At 70.6% G+C, this 16,982-nt stretch carries 17 protein-coding genes; 1 reads left to right on the forward strand and 16 read right to left on the reverse strand.

From position 1 onward, the window contains the following. Positions 1–7 precede the first annotated feature (7 nt). The 8 genes from ACQEU6_RS08575 to ACQEU6_RS08610 all read right to left on the reverse strand — a co-directional run bounded on the left by ACQEU6_RS08575 (position 8) and on the right by ACQEU6_RS08610 (position 9,108). Complete coding sequence (locus tag ACQEU6_RS08575; RefSeq protein ID WP_499330385.1) at positions 8–5,791, reverse strand: aggregation-promoting factor C-terminal-like domain-containing protein; 5,784 nt, start codon at positions 5,789–5,791, stop codon at positions 8–10. 44 nt (positions 5,792–5,835) lie between these two features. Beyond that, the gene (locus tag ACQEU6_RS08580; RefSeq protein WP_499330386.1) at positions 5,836–6,225 is read right to left on the reverse strand and encodes a hypothetical protein; all 390 of its coding nucleotides are present in this window, start codon (positions 6,223–6,225) and stop codon (positions 5,836–5,838) included. A 62-nt stretch (positions 6,226–6,287) separates the two neighbouring features. Next, positions 6,288–6,734: a hypothetical protein gene (locus ACQEU6_RS08585; RefSeq protein ID WP_499330387.1), complete on the reverse strand. Its 447-nt coding sequence runs from the start codon at positions 6,732–6,734 to the stop codon at positions 6,288–6,290. A gap of 147 nt (positions 6,735–6,881) precedes the next feature. Beyond that, positions 6,882–7,484 carry a phage tail tube protein gene (locus ACQEU6_RS08590; RefSeq protein ID WP_499330388.1) on the reverse strand — a complete coding sequence of 201 codons (603 nt, stop codon included), beginning with the start codon at positions 7,482–7,484 and terminating at the stop codon, positions 6,882–6,884. Positions 7,485–7,559: 75 nt separating this feature from the next. After that, a complete protein-coding gene (locus ACQEU6_RS08595; protein WP_499330389.1) occupies positions 7,560–7,973 on the reverse strand; it encodes a hypothetical protein in 414 nt (137 codons plus the stop codon). Positions 7,974–8,000: 27 nt separating this feature from the next. Further along, positions 8,001–8,378 (reverse strand): hypothetical protein, encoded by a 378-nt coding sequence (locus ACQEU6_RS08600; RefSeq protein ID WP_499330391.1) that lies wholly within the window; start codon positions 8,376–8,378, stop codon positions 8,001–8,003. Between the two features lie 2 nt (positions 8,379–8,380). Continuing rightward, the gene (locus ACQEU6_RS08605) at positions 8,381–8,761 is read right to left on the reverse strand and encodes a hypothetical protein (RefSeq protein WP_499330393.1); all 381 of its coding nucleotides are present in this window, start codon (positions 8,759–8,761) and stop codon (positions 8,381–8,383) included. Positions 8,762–8,763: 2 nt separating this feature from the next. Next, positions 8,764–9,108, reverse strand: a complete 345-nt coding sequence (locus ACQEU6_RS08610; RefSeq protein WP_499330395.1) for a phage head completion protein — start codon at positions 9,106–9,108, stop codon at positions 8,764–8,766. A 208-nt stretch (positions 9,109–9,316) separates the two neighbouring features. Here ACQEU6_RS08610 and ACQEU6_RS08615 point away from each other — a divergent pair, with 208 nt between their 5' ends. Further along, positions 9,317–10,705: a PIN-like domain-containing protein gene (locus ACQEU6_RS08615; RefSeq protein ID WP_499330397.1), complete on the forward strand. Its 1,389-nt coding sequence runs from the start codon at positions 9,317–9,319 to the stop codon at positions 10,703–10,705. Here ACQEU6_RS08615 and ACQEU6_RS08620 read toward each other — a convergent pair. The 8 genes from ACQEU6_RS08620 to ACQEU6_RS08655 all read right to left on the reverse strand — a co-directional run bounded on the left by ACQEU6_RS08620 (position 10,699) and on the right by ACQEU6_RS08655 (position 16,944). Continuing rightward, positions 10,699–11,097: a hypothetical protein gene (locus tag ACQEU6_RS08620; protein ID WP_499330399.1), complete on the reverse strand. Its 399-nt coding sequence runs from the start codon at positions 11,095–11,097 to the stop codon at positions 10,699–10,701. The genes ACQEU6_RS08615 and ACQEU6_RS08620 overlap by 7 nt on opposite strands. After that, on the reverse strand, positions 11,097–11,495 hold the full coding sequence (locus tag ACQEU6_RS08625; RefSeq protein WP_499330400.1) for a hypothetical protein: 399 nt from the start codon (positions 11,493–11,495) through the stop codon (positions 11,097–11,099). Before ACQEU6_RS08625 ends, ACQEU6_RS08620 begins: the two co-directional genes overlap by 1 nt. Continuing rightward, positions 11,492–11,833: a hypothetical protein gene (locus ACQEU6_RS08630; RefSeq protein ID WP_499330402.1), complete on the reverse strand. Its 342-nt coding sequence runs from the start codon at positions 11,831–11,833 to the stop codon at positions 11,492–11,494. Before ACQEU6_RS08630 ends, ACQEU6_RS08625 begins: the two co-directional genes overlap by 4 nt. Positions 11,834–11,980: 147 nt before the next feature. Beyond that, a complete protein-coding gene (locus ACQEU6_RS08635; protein WP_499330403.1) occupies positions 11,981–12,571 on the reverse strand; it encodes a hypothetical protein in 591 nt (196 codons plus the stop codon). Then, on the reverse strand, positions 12,568–13,158 hold the full coding sequence (locus tag ACQEU6_RS08640; protein WP_499330405.1) for a hypothetical protein: 591 nt from the start codon (positions 13,156–13,158) through the stop codon (positions 12,568–12,570). Before ACQEU6_RS08640 ends, ACQEU6_RS08635 begins: the two co-directional genes overlap by 4 nt. A 3-nt stretch (positions 13,159–13,161) precedes the next feature. Then, positions 13,162–14,223, reverse strand: coding sequence for a major capsid protein (locus ACQEU6_RS08645; RefSeq protein ID WP_499330406.1), 1,062 nt, complete (start codon positions 14,221–14,223; stop codon positions 13,162–13,164). Positions 14,224–14,279: 56 nt separating this feature from the next. Further along, positions 14,280–15,227, reverse strand: coding sequence for a hypothetical protein (locus ACQEU6_RS08650; protein ID WP_499330407.1), 948 nt, complete (start codon positions 15,225–15,227; stop codon positions 14,280–14,282). A 100-nt stretch (positions 15,228–15,327) separates the two neighbouring features. Next, positions 15,328–16,944 (reverse strand): phage portal protein, encoded by a 1,617-nt coding sequence (locus ACQEU6_RS08655; protein ID WP_499330409.1) that lies wholly within the window; start codon positions 16,942–16,944, stop codon positions 15,328–15,330. Positions 16,945–16,982: the final 38 nt, after the last annotated feature.

Below are 16,982 nucleotides of genomic sequence, written 5' to 3' on the forward strand. Positions count from 1 at the left end.
GCTGGTGTCACAGCAGCGGCCTGTGCAGGACGTACACGTCGTGGAGCGCGTCGTTGACGGCCTGCCGGGTGGCCTTGTCGGTGACCTCGTGGATGTGGAGTTCCTCGATCGTGAGGCCGCCTCGCCCCGCCGGGACCGGTGCCGGGGCCGCGGCGGCCGGGACCGGGGTCGGTACGATGAGGCCGGCCATCCGGTCGACGGACGTCTGCACCTCGACCAGGCTGGTGTCGATGCCGAGCGCGAGCCCGGCGCCGACCTGCTCGCCGAGTTCGGCCATCACCCGGGAGGGTGATCGGATCTTTAGCGCCTTGCGGATCTGGTCGCGGATGGCCTTGGCGATCCGGCCCATGGCCCGCTCGATGGCCTTCTTCTCCGCCTCCAGCCCGGCCAGGAACCCTTTCCCGGCCTGCGAGCCGGCGTCGTACATGGCGTCGCCGGCCTGCTTACCGACGTTGGTCGCGGCGGTCCCGATCGCCTTCTGAGCCGCGTTCAGCTCCTTGACCTGCTTGGGGGTGGCGTCGGCGAGGGCCTGGGCGTAGGAGGCTCCCCGGTCGGGACCGGCGGCGATGATCTGGGAGATCAGCTCCTTGGACACCCCGAGCTTGGCGAGCTTGCCCAGGTTCGCCTTGAAGGCGTTGAGTTGCTTCACGCGGGTCTGGAGACCGCCGATGATTCCCTTGGCGTTGAACACCTCCCCTTCGGCGTACAGGCCGCTCGCGTCGGCCTGTAGGCCGGTTGGCAGGCCGGTGAGGCTCGCGAACTCCCGAGCCGACTCGGTCGATTCCTTCGCCAGGGCCTTGCCCGCGTTGATCGAGGACGCGAGCTTGTCCCGCCGGGCGGCGAGGTTCTGCAGCTGCTTGCCCTGGCGGGTGACGTAGGTGTTGAGCCGGTTGTCGGTGGTGGACCGGATGCCCTTGTAGGCCTTGGTGATGTCGGACGTCAGGTCCTTCAGCGCGGCCCGGATCTTCCCGACGGAGCTGGTGAGGTCCTTGGTGAGACCCTTCAGGTCCGCCTGGACGGGCTTGAGCCGCGCCCGCGACGGCGTCCCGGACGCATACCCCTGGGCGATCTGACGGCCGATCCGCATCGACTCCTCGTGCGGATAGACCGTCTCGCCGCCCTTGAACCGGACCAGCTCCGGGCCTTCCTCGCCGACCCACGCCAGGCCCGGGGCGGCGCCGTTGGTGCCGCGCGCGTACCAGCCGGTGTTCTGGGAGTGCCGCCACGCCCCGGCCGGGGACCCGTACCGGCCTTGGATGTAGCCGAGCCCCCAGTTGATCTGCGTCGCCCAGTTCGTGAGCCAGTCGCTGCCCGCGGCCGCCATCTTCTGCGGCGGGAGCGCCTGCGGGATCCCGTACGCGCCGCTACTGGCATTACGGGCGTTCCAGCGCCAGCCGGACTCCCGCTCCCACAGCGAGTCCAGCGGAGCCCACTGGTTGCCGCCCCACCCGAACTCGCCGAACTGCGCCCGCGCGTACGCCTTCGGGGTGCCTCCACCCCACCCGACCGCCGCGCTGGACCCGATGTGCCGGTAGGTGCCGCCGGACCGCCACGGCGCGTACCGCACCACGTCCCCGGTGCGGGGGGCGTGGATCAGCGCCTTCGACCCGCCCATCCCCGTGACCATCATGACGTGGCCGGTGTGGGGGAAGAACAGGTCGCCGGGGACGGCCTGGGCGCGGCTGGTCGGCGTCCCGGACGCGATCTGGTCGTAGGTGACGCGAGGGATGCTCACGCCGGCGGCGCGCCATGCGGCCTGGGTCAGGCCCGAGCAGTCCCATTGGTCGGGGCCGGTCGCGCCCCACCGGTACGGCTCGCCGAGCTGCTGCACCGCGAACTGGACGGCCTTGCTCCCGGACCCGCCGGCGAGGGCCTGCTGGATGAGCCCGGCTGCGATCGCGGTCTGCCCGCCGGCGTAGGTGATCGCGCCGGCGAGCATCGCCGCGTTCGCCCGGGTGGCCTTGGCGAGCGCCGCCGCGGCGTCGTCGTCGTAGTGGTAGCCGCGCTTGTACGAGGCCGCACCCAGGGACTTGGGGATGCCGCCGCCCGCGTAGCCCGGCGGGGTCCAGGACTCGGGCCCGGCCGGAAGCGTCCATGCGGTCGGCTGGGGGATGCCGCCGCCCGCGTACCCCTTTCCCTTGTAGATGGTGCCCTTGTTGCCCGCGTCGTTCCACGCGGCGAGGGTCGGGAGGTGCCGGGCGGTCGCCGTGGCGTTGATGACCATCTCGCCGGGCGAGATGCGGGTCAGGAGCCCGTCGCCGCGCGGGTCGCCGGGCCCGGCGATGTAGCCGCCGCCTGCGTTCCCCATGACGCCCTTGAGGATGCCGCCGAGGACCGGGTCGTTGACGAGATTGCCGAGACCCTTCATCGACAGCTTCCCCTTGGCGTTGACCGTCACGTCGGTGCTGGCCTTCGGGGGGATGTGCAGGAGCTGGTCGACGTACTTCTTGGCCTCCTTCCGGGAGCCGGTGAACTTCTCGGCCATGTCGATGAGCTGCTCGCGCTGCTTCCTCAGCCGCGCGAGGTTCTTGTCGGTGACCTCGTTGTTGTTCACCAGCTGGTCGCTGTACTGGTTCAGCACCCGCGCGCCGTTGATGATCTGCTGGCGGTTGTCGCTGGCCGCCCGCGAGTTGCCAGCGAAGGCGCGGCCGTTCCGGTTCAGCGCCTCGCGGCCCGAGCTCAACGCGTTGTTGAAGTCGATGAGCTCCTGTTGGGAGTTCATGAACCGGTTGGCGTTGATCGCCAGCTCCCGGTTCTGCTCCTGCAACCGGGAGTTGAGCGCTGCGGTCGCGCCGCCGCCGTAGTAGAGCAGCCGCGTGTACTCCGGGAGCAGCTCGTTGATCTTGTTGGCGTCCACGCCGTTGCGCTTCAGCGCGGCTGAGAGCTGATCGAACGCGGCCTTGGCCTCGGCTGCTCTGCCGTTCTCGGCCAGGCCCTTCAGCGCCTGGTCGAGGCCGCGGTAGTTGTTCTTGATCTGCTCGGTGATGCCTGCCTGCCCGTACAGGGTGTTGACGATCGTGGATCCCCAGTTCGCGATCTGCTCGCTGGTCGTCGGGTCGGTCGCCTTGCGGGCCTGCTCGCCCAGGTCGCCGAGACCGTCGCCGAACTGGCGGAGCAGCGGCCCGGTCATCTCCCCGGTGCGGCCGAGCTTCACCAGCGAGTCGGCGAGCTCGTCGGCGCGCGGCTTGGCGTCGATAGTCGACCCGACGAAATGGTTGATCGCCTGGCTCGCGGCATAGAACCCCAGCAGGAGCCCGGCAGCTCTGCCGAGCCCGAGGAGAGCGGTGCGGGTGGTCGCGGCCTGTGCCGACACCCCCATCATCCAGGCGCCGACGCTCCGCAGGATCGTCCCGAGCCGCAGCATCCCGGCGCCTGCTGCGCCTGCGGCGGTCGCCGTGCCCCGGAACCCGGCGACCAAGGCGGTGAGGCCGAGCATCCTGGCGGCCTTCGCCGCGATGAGGATCGCGGCCCCGTACTGGAACAGGATCGGTGTGTGCTCGGCGAGCGCGGCGGTACCCTCGGCGAGAGGCTTGATCCCGGCCGTGTACACCATCGTGACAGGCGCGACGGCCTTGCCGACCTCCAGCAGCGCATGGCTGATCGCGCCGATGTCTTCGGCGACGATGCGGCCGTTGGCCCTGGCGTAGTCCATGAACTCGTTGAAGCCGTTGGAGCCGGCGAGGTTCTTGCCCCAGTCCTCGAACCGGGCCGCCCCGGAGTCCAGAAAGTCGAAGACCTCCTCGACCTCGGGCATGAACGCGTTGAGCACGCCGGCCATGCCGGTGACGGTGTGCCCGAAGATGCTGCCGAGCTGGACGATCGCGACCGGCGCCTCGATGCCGACGCCCTCGATGAACTCGGTCCAGAACTCGTTCTTCAGGCCGGCCTCGGCGCGGTCGAGCAGCACCCCGAACGCCTGCGAGGTGCCCTTCACCAAGGGGGTTGCCCGGTTGAGGCCGCGGCCGACGATGTCGAGGCCGCGGCCCAGGACGGGCAGAACGTCGGGTTCGAGGTCCCGCACCCACGCCTTGTAGACGCCGCGGAACTTCTCCCAGTCGTCCAGGAGCCCACGCTCGGCAGGGGACAGCTCCCCCATGACCTTGGCGAGCTTCTGCTGCGCCGCGGTGTTGGTGTTCGCGGCTGCGGCGGCCTGGCGCTGCGCCATCCGGTCCTGGATTTGCAGCGCGGTGATCTGCCGCTGCGCGTCCCCGACCTGCTGAAGCGCCTGGGTGAGCTGCTGCTGAGCCGACTTGACCTGCTGGGAGCCGTTGATGCCGGCGCGGTCGGCGGCGGCCTTGTCCTGGCGGAGCCGCTTGGTGGCCAGGCGCTGCTCGTCGAGCTGCTGGAGAGCCTCGTCGACCGCGAGCTGCGCCTGCTGGCGGGCCAGCTCGGTCGCCTTGGGGTCGGCGAGGGTCTTGTCGAGGTTCTCGCGCGCCTCCTTGAGCTGGAGCGTTGCGCGGCGTTCGGCGAGCGCCCCGGACCGCACCTGGTTGGTGAGGTCTTCCATGGCGCGGCGCGCGTCGCGCCGCGCCATGGTCAGCGCCTCTTCGGCGGTGCGGGCCGCTGCTTTGGCGTTGGCGACCTGCCGTTCCGCGCCGACCATCTGAAGGGCGCGCAGCCGCGCCTGGTCGGCGGTGTTGATGCCCGTCGAGGTGGCGGTGTTGACGGCGTCCTGGACGGCCTTCTGCGCCTGAAGCGCCTCGGCGACCTTTCGCACGCCAGGGACCGCGACGGCGGCGAACCCCACCGCGCCGGCGGTCGCCGCGGTGAACCCTGCCGCGAGCGCGCCGATTCCGGCGGCGAGGCTGGTGCCGAGCGGGATCGCGGTGATCGCGGCGAGTTGCAGGGCCAGGCTCCGCAGTTGCCCGGACGCCGCGCCGGTGTTGACGCCGGCGTTGAGGTTGATACCGCGGGAGAAGAGGCGGTCGGCCTCCTGCCGCAGCAGGAGCAGCCGCGCCATCGCCGCGGCGGTGTCGAGGTCGGCGTTGATGGTGACCTGGAAGGGGCCGAGCCCGGCGATTCGCTGCCGGACCCGTTCCAGGCTCCATTCGTCGAGCTTGACCTCGACGATCGCGCGGGCCTTGCCGATCGTCGCGAGGCGGCGGCGGACGAGGGCCTCGCTCCACTCATCGAGCTTGACGCTCACCCCGACCTGGACAGGCCCGAGCGCTGCGAGCCGTTCACGGATCCGGTCCAGGTGGTAGCGGTCGAGCTGCGGCTCGACCCGGACACCGACCGGGCCGATGTCGGCGATGCGGCGGCGGACGAGGGCCTCACTCCACTCATCGAGCTTGACGCTCACCCCGACCTGGACAGGCCCGAGGCCTGCGAGCCGGCCGCGGATCCGGTCCAGATGGTAGGGGTCGAGCTGCGGCTCGACCCGGACGTCGACGGGGCCGATGTCGGCGATGCGGCGCCGTGCGCGGTTCAGGCTCTCGCTGTCGACCTGGACCTTCGCCTTGACGGTGACGGGCGGGATCTTGAGGGTGCGCAGACGCTCCTGAAGCTCGGTCTTCAGCTCGCGGGCGAGTTCCCGGCCGGCGCGGCGGCCGACCTTCCCCGCCTGCTCCGATACTCGGGCGCCGGACTTGCGGACCGCCTCGACGACGTCGCCGACGACGAAGCCCTTCCCAGCGCCCTTGGACATGGCCTTGCCGAGCCTGCGTCCGAGCTTCGCGCCGACCTCGGTGACCGTGCCGTCGAGCCGGTCGTGGATCTCCCGCCCGAACCGGGGCGGGTTGATGCTGGGTTCGATCCGCATCCGAACCCTGCCGCCGTCGTGATCGGCCATCGCGCGCACCCCCTTCCGTGTGCTGGTGGGTGGCGCGGGGCCGGTCAGCGGCCGAGCGTGGGGCGGAGGTTGTGGGTGCCGGGCGGGGGCCGGAGCGTGCGCAGGTAGTCCATGCGGGCCGCCTGGACGCGTTCGGCCTCGGCCGCCGCGGCGGCCGCCAGCCGTTCGGCGGCGACGTCCTCGCGGGTGCGGGGCGTCCGCACGGGCGAGAACGTCGGGACGTCACCGGTGAGCCGGAACCCGACCCACGCGACCTGAAGGAGCGTCTGGAGGTAGGTGGTCTGCGCCGCCTGCATCCACTCGCCGTCGCTCCAGCGGCGGTCGTCGACGATCCCGGCGAGCCGGGTCTTGACGGCGGAGGTGGCCGGGAGCCACTCCCACATGCCGTACAGCTCGATCAGGGGGATCTTCTGTCGCCGCCAGTCCACCAGCATTTGGCCGCCTCGGCCGGGGAAGAAGTGGGCGAGGTCGGCGTGCAGCAGCGGCCCGTGCTCCTCTACCGTGCGGAGGAGCTGCGCGACTTTCCCGCCCCGCTCGGCTTCTTCCCGCTCTTGGCCTTCGCCGGGGCGTCCGCGCCGCCTCCGCTGCCCTCGTCCGCGTCGTCGTCCTCGTCGGTGGCGTTTTCGTCGCCGGGCGCCACCTTCAGGATCTCGCTGATGATCTCCACGACGTCGCCCATCTGAAGGCCGAGGCGCTCGAAGGCCTCCAGGCGCTCGGGCTCCTTCGGCCACGTCTCGCTGATCGCCAGGCGCAGGACTTCCCTGTCGCCGGGGTAGTCGTCGCCGTACACCTTCTGGGTCAGCTCCTCGGACCAGAAGGACATGAAGGGGATCTCGACGATCTCGCCGTCGAGGCCCTCGATGGGGTAACTGTTGCCGCCGAGCGCTTCGGCGCGCTCGCGGCGGCGCTCGGCGAGCTTGTAGACCTTGCGGGGTTTGGTCATGGGAATGCTCCTCGCGGGTTGCGGGCCGGCGCGCAGGGCCCCGGCGTGGGGTGGACAGGGTTCGCGGGTCACTGCGTGGGTGGTGCAGTGGCCGGGGGCGCCACCCGCGAAAGGACGCCCCCGGCCACTGGTCGGTGTGGCCGGGCGTCAGGCCGGGATGGGGACCTTGGAGATCATGCGGCGCACCGGCGTGCCTCCCGAGACCGGCACCATCGCGGTGAAGGTCAGGCCGTAGGCGTGGAGGTTGTCGGCGTTGTCGGTGATGTTGTCCCGGTCGGACACCTCGGCGCGCGACACGATGTAGCGGAAGTGGCGACCGGTCGCGGAGTCGATCACGTCCAGGCCCAGCGCGATCGAGATGATGCTCGCGGTCTCGGGGTCGTCGAACGCCACTCCGGCGTCGGCGCCGGACCCGACGACCTCCATGTCGGCGATCGGCACGCTGTAGTACAGCTGGAGCGACATCGCCGTGGTCTCGGTGAGGGTGAGTTTGAAGGTGACCGTCCGGTCCTTGGGCTCGCGGCGGATCGGGCCGGAGATGCCCCACCCCATGTGGGTGACCATCTCCTGCGCGAGCGCTTCGGTGAGCCCCTCGTCGGTGATGATGCCGGCTTCGCCCCATCCGGCCGGCCAGTTCGAGGTCAGGTCGGTGGGGGCCGTGGTGCCGATCGCGGCGAAGTAGGCGTATCCCTTCGAGCCTGCGCTGACGTTGTTGGTGTTGCCCATCCGCTCCTCCAGGTGTGCGGGCATGAAAAAACCCGCCACGGGTGGCGGGGTCGGTGGTTGCTCGCGGGTTGGCCAGGGGTCGCGGGTTAGGCCATGCGTTCAGGTGAGGCGCAGCGGCACCGTGGCGGCGACACCGAGCCGGGTGATGTTCTGGGACACGTCCGGGCGCGGGGACGGCCCGGTGAGGTTCTTGACGCGGCCTGCGACAGCGCCGCGGGTCCGGTAGCCCTCGATGGCGGTGAGCGCGGCGATCAGCCTGGCCGCGGTCCGCGCGCCCTGCTCCGGGTCGGCGGCCCAGACGTCGAAGTCGAGCGAGGGCTCGTCGACGAGGTAGCCGTCCGACCATGTCCACCCGGTTCGGGTGCCGGGGCCGCGGGTCACGTCGACGATCGGGAGCCGCGCGTCGAACTCCTCGGCGGGCGGGAGCCGGGTGCACGTCCAGACGCCGTCGAGGAGCTCGGTGAGGTAGTCGACGGCGAAGATCTCGGCGTCGGGCCACTCGACCAGGTCCACGCCGTCACCCCCTTGTCCGATGCCGGGCTACTGCGGGCCGCCGAGCGCGATGGCCGAACTCGGGTCGGGGTCGGGGTCGTAGCGGGCGATCAGGGCCTGCTTGGACGCGGCGCGGGCCTCGGCCTCGGCCATGCCCTGCCTGATCGCGTAGTCGACCCACGCGCCCTTGGGCGCGGTCCGGTCCGGCTTCACCACGACGCCGCCGTCCCCCGCGGGGTCCGCTGGGTCGCCCGGCTCGCCCGCGCCGCCCGCCCTCTCCTCTTCGGGTGTGTCGGCGCGGCGGCACAGGCCGTCCTGGATCAGCATCGCTGCCTGATCGTCGTCCTCGACGGTCACCTCGTCACCGGGCACGTGCCGGCGGCCGTTGATGGTGCACCAGAACGCCACATGAAGGTCGGTGGCCACGATCACGCTCCTATTGCTGCTCGGGTGGCAGCGCCCGTGATCACACGAACCGCGGGCGTGCCGGGATGGTTGACCCGCGCGACCGGATGCTCGGCGCCGAGCCAGAACAGCGCCTTGGCCGTGCGCGGGGTGATGACGTGGGGGCGTGTGCCCCACTCGATGAAAGGGGCGTACGCGGCGTCGGTGTCGTTCCCGTACTGGACCCACCGGCCCACGCCGTCGCGCACGATCGTCACGGTGGCCACGAGCCGCGCCCAGTTCACCGGGCACGCTCTCACCGCGGCGGCCTCCGCGGCCGCCGCCGCGGTGTCGACGGCGTCCTGGACGCCCTCGGCGTGTACGAGATTGGCGAGCGCCGCGTAGTCGAAGTCCCAGTCCGCCACCGTTAGCCTCCGGTGACGCGGGTCGCGGTCAGCTCGACGTGGTGTTCGCCGCCGCCGGTCGGGTCGGGCCACCGGTCGGGTTCCCCGTCGATTTCGTAAGCGTGGTCTTTCCACTCGATCCGGTCGGTCGCGGCCACGTCGGTGCCGGGGTGCAGCAACACTCTGATCCGCGTGGTGATCCGGTCGCGGCCGCTGTCGGTCGCCTCGCTGGTGCCGGCGGGTTGGACGTTCGCCTCGACCGTCGCCCGGGCAGCGCCGGGTCCCCAGTCGAGGGTGATCGCGTTGCCGTACCCAACAGCCTTGACGGCACGGACGATGGTGACCAGGTCGGTGACGATGGGCAGCAACCGGTTCCCCACTCTCAGGCCGAACGGCCGATCAGGCGCCGTATCGCCCGTTCCGGGTAAGCGCTGTACTACGTTGCGGATTCGCTAGGGGGTGCGCACCAGCTACTCACAGCGGGAGCGTGCCAAGGGGAGTCACGCTGCCTACGCCTGCCGTAAGGGATCTGGAAACCAGACGCGCGGGCCTAGTACAGCGCTCTACGCTCGGCATGTGAGTGACGAAGCTATCCGCGACGAGGCCTCCGAAACCAAGGCGTCCTCTCTTCGCAGCATGTTCCCCTGGCACTTCGGTCCGCCCACTGGTGACCAGCTCGAACGCTTTCTGACCGAGGGCCTGGTGGTGTTCGATACAAACGCCCTGTTCGACGTCTACCGCCTGAACCCGCAGGGGCGCGGGGATTTCCTCCACACTCTCAACTTGCTCGGTGACAAGCTCTGGGTGCCGCACCGTGTCGCGGAGGAGTTCTTGCTCCGCCGCCTCACCGTTATCGACGAGTGCGCCCGCGCCGTCGCCAACCTAACCAGTGACGTCAAGGGCTCGTTCAACAAGATCAGGACCGACCTGGAGACCTTCCGCGGTCGGCGCGGTCTAGATAAACCCCTTGTCGACGAGTTGGTGAAGCGCCTCAAAGAGACCGAGCAGCAGATCATCCAAGAGCTCGGTGAGGCGTACCGCTTCGATCTCAAGGCATCCGACTGCCTGACCGGCGACCCGATCCTCTCGGAGATCGAGAAGCTGCTGGAGGGGCGTATCGGGCCAGTGCTTGAGAACATGCGGCAAGTGAGGGAGGACGCCGCGTACAGGTTCGAACGGCGCATTCCTCCTGGCTTTGCCGACGCACGGAAACCTCCCGAGCAGGCCATAGGCGACTACGTGCTGTGGGCCGAGCTGCTGCAAGAGGTCGAGCGTCTCCCGCGCCCTGTCCTGTTCGTTACCAACGAGAAGAAGAAAGCTGAGGACTGGACGGTCAAGCAGCCAGGCGGTCGATCGCCTCTTCCGCGCCCGGAGCTTTCAGCAGAGGTGTGGCATCGAGCCGGCCAGCCGTTCCATATCGTCGACGTTCGCTCGTTCTTGGAGCTCGCGAATGAATACGTGGACGCGCAGGTCAGCGAGGAAACGATCACACAGGCTGAGGAGATCCGCAGCGAAGCTGACGAAGAAGACGCGGCTTCCGACTCAGTTGAGGACAGTCTCGCCCATGTGCTGCACGGAATGGACTACCCGCCAGGTAGCAACTCGTTCCAAAGTGCCGTGCGCAACATCGCCAGCGATAGCGCAGCCATGAGGAATCTCTTCGGCAACAGCCCTATGCACACCAGCGCCATCGAGCAGGCCATGCGCAACCTCACCCACACCAACGCCATCGAGCAGGCCATGCGCAACATGGCCCTCGACAGCCCAATGCAGCGGGCCATGCGCAACTTCACCCACAACAGCGCCCTCCAGCAGGCCATGCGCAACTTCACCCACACCAGCGCCATCGAGCAGGCCATGCGTAACCTTCAGGGCCCTTCTTTCGGCCGCCCCGCAGCGCGCCAGGATCCTGCGGAGGAAGATGACGGCCACCTGCAAGAGCCGCCGAGGGAGGAACCTCAGTAGGTCCGTGCGTTGATGGGCAGGAGCCGCTCGGTCTTCAGGATCGTGACGGCCCTGGCTGAGTACTTCGAGGGCGTCCGCGCCTTGGCGTCGGAGATGAGGCGGTTGCGGGAATAGCCCATCCCCCCGACGTGAACGCTGGTGAACTGTCCCTTTCCGCCGGTCTCGTCTCCGCCCTCCCGGATGAAGTGGGCCTGCGCGCAGGTGGCGCGCATGATCGCGGCCTTGACTCTCGGGTCGCTGGGCAGTTCGTTGGTGTCGACGTCGTAGACGGCGCCGATGAGGAGTTCGTCGATGTCCTCGGACGCCTGTTCCAGGTGGCGTTCGGCGCCGGGCCAGACGGGGATGGTCTTGAGAAACTCCGCAAGATCGCCGGTTGTTGCGTACGCAACCATCAGGGGCCCGTCGCGAGGGGGCTCGCTGGGGCGGGCAGCCGCGCTGGCCTCGCCGCGGGCAGCCTGGCCATCCGGCTCGCGTCCGGGAACGACGGCACGTGGTCCTGGGCCTGCTCGATGCGGGCGGCGGCGAGGGCCGCCAGCGCCCGCCGGACGAGCTGGGTGAGCTGCGCGGGCTCGGGGTGCAGGTCGGCCGAGATGATCGGGTCGTGGAACAGCCACTCCCCCAGCGCGAGGGCCCGCACCGACAGGGAGATCCACAGCATCGGCGTCGGCGGAGCGCCGGGCGTCTGCTGGTGGATGATCTGGACCTGGTGGTCGACGTCGCAGCCGGCCAGCGCCGCGTGCCCCTCGATCGCGGCGATGACGACCTGCTCGACGCGGTCGGTGAGCCTCATCGCGGCATCTCCAGCAGCACCACGTCGACGTCGGTGACGGCGGAGAAGTTCACGAACATGGTGTCCTTGCCGCCGGGCTGCTCGTAGTCGTCGTCCCACGGGCCGAAGAACGCCGTCGCGCCGGCGGCGACCGCGGTGGGCGGCGACGTCACCGACAGGCCCTTGACCTGGCGGCCGATCACGGGGGTGACGTTGATCGAGGACGCGGAGCCGTTGGTGACCATCAGGGCGCAGCGGCCGGTGTTCCGGAACGAGACACCGTCGGCGGACGGGGTGACCGGGGCCGGGACGACGCCGGTCGCGGTGAGCGCTGTGGCGGTGAGGACGGTACGGGCCATCGGTGGTGCCTCCTGGGCGGTCGTGGCCGAACAAGGGGGTGTAGGGGTGCCGGGCCCGGCCCGCCGGGCGCGAGGCCGGACGGCTCGGGGGTTCCGTGGAGGCGCGGCCCGGTCAGGCCGGGCCCGGCACGTTCAGGGGGCTCGGCGTCAGGAGACGACGACGAGCGGGATCTTCGCGGCCGCGGTCTGCGCGCCGGTCGTGGCGGGGGCGGTGGCGCCCAGCCCGGACCCGAACGTGAACCCGGCCGCCTTCGACCCGGTGTGTACGGTGGCGGTCGAGGCACGCGCCGCCGCACCGGCCAGGGTCTGGACGGTCGCGGCGGCGGCCGCGGTCGCGGCGATGTACCAGCCCGCCGACCGGATCTTCACCAGCCCGCCGGCCAGGGCGAGGCGCTTGGTGGTGTCGGCGCCCCACGCCGCGTCGACCTGGTCGGCGGTTTGCGCGAGGAGTTCCCCATCCGGCGAGTAGAGGGCGTGCCACCAGTGCGTGTACGTCGCGCCGGCGGTGCCGCCGGAGGTGAACGCCAAGTTGGTGACAATGTCGCCGCGCGCAAGCCAGATCCGGGCGCCGATCGCGACGCCGGTGCCGGTCGCGGTCAGGTCGGCCGAGGCCGCCCAGACGGGGATGTTGGTGCGCGCGAACGTGGTGTCGCGGTCGACGCCGGGCAGCGCGTTGTACGGGTCGTCGAAGACCGGGGAGTCGGCGAGGACTCCGGTGTAGCGGCCGTGGACCGTCACCGGCCTACCTCCCTGTTCTCGTACTGGTCGACGAGCTCGACGAGCTCGTTCTTGGTCTTGCCGCCCAGCTCGTCGTCGGTGGCGCCGAGCTGCTTGGCGTAGGCGGTCCAGACGGCGACCGGCGCGTTTTTGGCCGGCTTGCGCAGCTCGCCCGGCTCGTCCTCGTCGGTGCCGCTGGGGTTGGCCGTCTCGGCGGCTTTCGTCGCCGCGGTGTCGGTGAGGGCGGAGGAGTCGAAGCCGTCGCCCGTGCCGCTGTCCGCGGGCTTGTACGGCTCGCCCTGCCGCTCGGCGGCGGCCTCGGCCGCCGTCTGCCCGGTGCCCCCGTCGGGGCTGGGCTGCTCTGCCTGGTCCTCGGACGTCCCGCCCGGTCCGGCCGCGGCCGGGTTGCCGCTGTTGCCGCCCGGGTCGCCGGCGTCGGCCGGCTCCCCCGTCGACTCCTTCACGGGCGTGATCTTGTAGCCGTGGCGGCGGAAGTAGGCCAGTTCCGCGCGCTGGTCGCTGGTGACCCGGGCGCGGCCGTCGACGAACGTGACGGCTCCGACCGTGCCCTTGTACCCCCTCAGCGGGGTCTCGACATCGAAGTGCACGGGTCAGACCTTCACGTTCCGGAACACGCCGCAGGCCTTGGTGTTCTTGAGCACCGGCGCGACGGGGCCGAACTCGATCTCGCCGGACTTGACGGCTCCGCTGGTGGTGTAGTCGGGCAGCCACGTCTCGACCAGCGGCACGCCGGCCATGGACGCGCCGTGGAAGGAGTCCATGCCAAAGCACACGGCGTAGATGTCGGTCAGCCCCGACACGACCGAGCCGCCGCCGGCGCCGTCGGGGTCGCGGGCCTCGATCGGGATGATCGGCGCGGCGCCGTCGAGGCGGTCGCCGATGTCGACCAGGACCCACGGCCCGTAGGTCTGGATCTGGCGGCCGAGGTCGTCCTTGGACTCGGTGAACTGCCCGGCCCTGCGCGCCATGGACTTGATGCGCGTGATGGAGCGGGTGTTGCCGAGGATCGCGCGGACGCCGGGCGGGAGCGCGCCGGGCGCTCCGAGGTCGATCGATCCGACCGTGGAGGGGACGAGCCTGCTGAGGAAGTCGTCGAACTCGTCGAGCTTCGACAAGGCCTTGTCGGCGGTGTCCACCGACGCGGACGTCCAGTCGGTGTACATCGCGGCGCCGCCCGGGAAGTACTCGGTGGCGGTGCCGGTGAGGGCGCGGTCGAGGCCGTCGAAGCCGTCGACGTCTTCCTCAGTGGCCGGGTCGCCGAGGATGAGTGCCTGCTGGAACCGCCCGCGGGTGCTCGCGAGCAGCTGCTGCATCTGGAAGTTCACCTCGGTCGTGGCGGGGTTACCGAGCCGGGCGATGACCCGGTCGATGGTGACCGCGCCGCCGAGCGGCACGAGGTCCACGCTGTAGCGCTGGCGCTTGGCCTGGCCGGGCGTGTACTCGGTGTTCAGCCGGCGGAAGTTCGCCGGGGCGGCCTCGATCAGCCGCGTGTAGGCGTAGGTGAGAGATGAGCCGCCGCCGGTGCCGGGCGTGACCGTGTCGTCCCAGACCATCTGGTCCAGCAGCCACGAGTAGCGCCGGAAGTTGTCGATGACCATGTAGTTGACGTCGGCGTCCGCGTTCACCTGCGCCTGGGCGAGGGTTACGGGCATGCTGTTCTCCTTCGGTTCACAGGGCCAGGCGCAGACACGCCCCCGGGGGCGGGGGGCTACTTGCCCTGGCTGTAGTGCTTGTTGAGGGCCTCGCTCATGGAGGCGGGCCGCCGGCGGGCCGGCTTGGCGCCGGTGTTCATCTCGCCGCCGGAGCGGTCCGCGCCGCGCGGCTTGGCCTTGCGGAGCCGGTCGTTCTTCTCGACGGCGGCCTTGATCGCTTCGGCGATCTTGTCGCTGAAGTCGTCGGCATCCGGGTCCAGCCCGGCGACGCTCTTCAGGAAGCGGGCGCTGTCCAGCAGCGCGCGCGGGTTGCCGTCGTTGTCGTCGGCCGCGAGGTACACCGCCAGCTGCGTCGCCGCGTCGCGGTGCTTATCCATGTAGGTGTCGGCGCGCTTGCGTTCGGTCTCGGTCTCGGTGTTGGCCGCCTCCAGCCGGGTGGTGAGGTCCTTGGCGACCTGTTCTGGGGAGGGCGGCGTGTCGTCCTTCTTCAGGCCGAGGGCTTTGGCGAGGGCGTCCATCTGCTTGGACTGCGCGGCCTGGATGTCGTCGAGCTGTTTCTGCAGCGCGGTCTGGGCCTTCTCTGCCTGTTGCCGCTTGGCCCGCTCGTCCTTGTAATCGTCGCGGATCGCGGCGATGGTGCGGGCGGTCTTGTCCGGGCCGCTGCTGCGGCTGCGGCGTCGGGGCTTGTCCTTGGCGTCGCGGTCGTCGTCGTTGCCGTCGTCGGTCGGGTCGTCCCGGTCGTCGCCGTCATCGTCGTCGTCCTGGCCGTCGCCATTGCCGCCGTCCTGGCCGCCGTCCTGGCCGCCGTCCTGGCGGCTGCCGTCGACGTCCCGGTCGTCCTGGCCGCTGTTGTCGTCCTGGCCGCCGTCGTCGGGCGCTCCGCCCAGGACCGGCCACACGATCCGGCCGGAGGGCAACACGCCGACCGCGCGGAGCCCGGTGCGGTCGTGGATGGGCAGGGACGTCACGTCCGGCAGGGTGACCGCCGTGGTGGTGCTGTTCATGCAGGGATGCCTCCAGGGCACGCGAGACCCTGGCCCGCACCAGTCGGGCCGGTCTCTGGGTGGGGTGCGGGGCCGCGCCAGGCGGTCCCGCACTACGGGGTCAGGCTCGGGGGCCTGCGGGTTCGGGGGCGTCCTCGCGGCCGCGGCCGGGCGGCCGGGCGGGCGCGGGGCGGGGCGTGCCGCCGGCGTCGTCGCGTCCGGCGGGGATCTGGTCGAGCGGCGAGGGCTCCTCGGCGCGGATCCGCTCGACCTCCTGCAAAACGCGGGGCTCGTCCCAGTCGGGATGGACCATCTCCACCCGGGTCCGCAGCGACACGGCGCGGGCGGACACCAGCAGCGACACGGTCTGCGCGGTGTCGGCGGGGTCGGGGGTGATGCCGGGCGCCCACTCGATGCTCGGGGGCTGGGGCCGCAGCCCGCGCCGCTCGAAGACGCTCTCCTCGATGGCGAGCAGCGCGTGGTTCATGTGCGCGAGGACCGGCCGCACATAGTTGATCTTGTGGGCCTTCGTCTGGAACGACTGTTCCTTGCGGGCCTGGACCTCGGTCGCGGTCAGGGCTGTGTCGGCCACGAGCCCGAACGACTGGGCGCTGTAGCCGGCGGACCGGACGATCGTCTCCAGCAGCGCCTGCGTGGTGTCCTGGTGCTCTTGCACCCGAATCTGGAACTGGATCTCGTTGATCAGTTGCTGGCCGGCCATCGGCGGGATATCGACCGGCGTGAAAACTTCGCGGTCCAGGTCGAGGTAGGCGCCCTGCCCGCGGCCCTCCGATTCGAGCATCGCCCGGTCTGCCATGATGCGGGCCTTGCCGAGCCGGAGGTCTCTCATCCAGCTCGTCCACGCCTCGTCCAGGGCGTCCATGAACTGCTCGACGCCCTGGTAGTCCGACCGGCCCAGGCTCACGCCCTCGGGGAGGTTCCGCCAGATCCGGTTCGGCCGGATGTTCGGGATGTAGCCGACGGTCAGCAGGTCGATGCCGGTGGGGAGCTCGTCGCCCTTCTCGACGAGGCGGGCGAGGGGTGCGGTGTCCTCGTAGTCGCCGAGCGACGCGAGCCGGCCGAGGCTGGTGGGGGTGCCCTCGTACACCTGGTGGCGAATCACGCCGGGTTGGTGGGTCTCCAGGTGCCGGACGATCTTCTGCTGTCCGTCGTCCTCGATCACCGTCCAGAACTGGACCTTCCGCAGCCGCCCGTACCGGAAGGTCGGGACGGCGCAGTCGGGTTGCACGACGCTGAGCCAGGGCTGGTCGGCGATGTCTCGGTCCCAGGATGCCCGCAGGTAGACGCCGCCGAGCGCGGACGCGGTCTCGGCCGCTTCCCGCAGGGTGGCCTGCATCCCGTCGTCCTGGAACTCCTGGAGCCGCTTGGTGGTCGCCTCGTGCTCGGTCTTGAGCGTGAGGGGGTCGGCGAACAGCAGGTTCGCGGAGACGACGGCGATGTCGGAGGCGATCGGCATGTGCAGCTTCGACCGCGTCTCCCCCTCGGGGGTGGGCCGTCCCCAGAACATTCGGGCGAGTGTCCCGACGATGCCGCCCCGGTACTGGGACGGCCGGTTGAGGGGGCGGCGGCGCGGCCAGTTCGGCGGCCGGACCGCGGCCGCGCCGTTCCCGCCGTACACGTATTCCAGGTCGTCCGGCTCCCCGGTCCACCACGCCGACCAGACGGCCATGCGTTCGTGGATGGGCGAAAGCTCGGGAGGCGGCCACACATCGGTCATGCGGAACCAGGCCCCCTTTCGTAACTCGGGGGCCTGTC

This window comes from Spirillospora sp. CA-108201 (assembly GCF_050936235.1).
Lineage (GTDB): Bacteria > Actinomycetota > Actinomycetes > Streptosporangiales > Streptosporangiaceae > Spirillospora.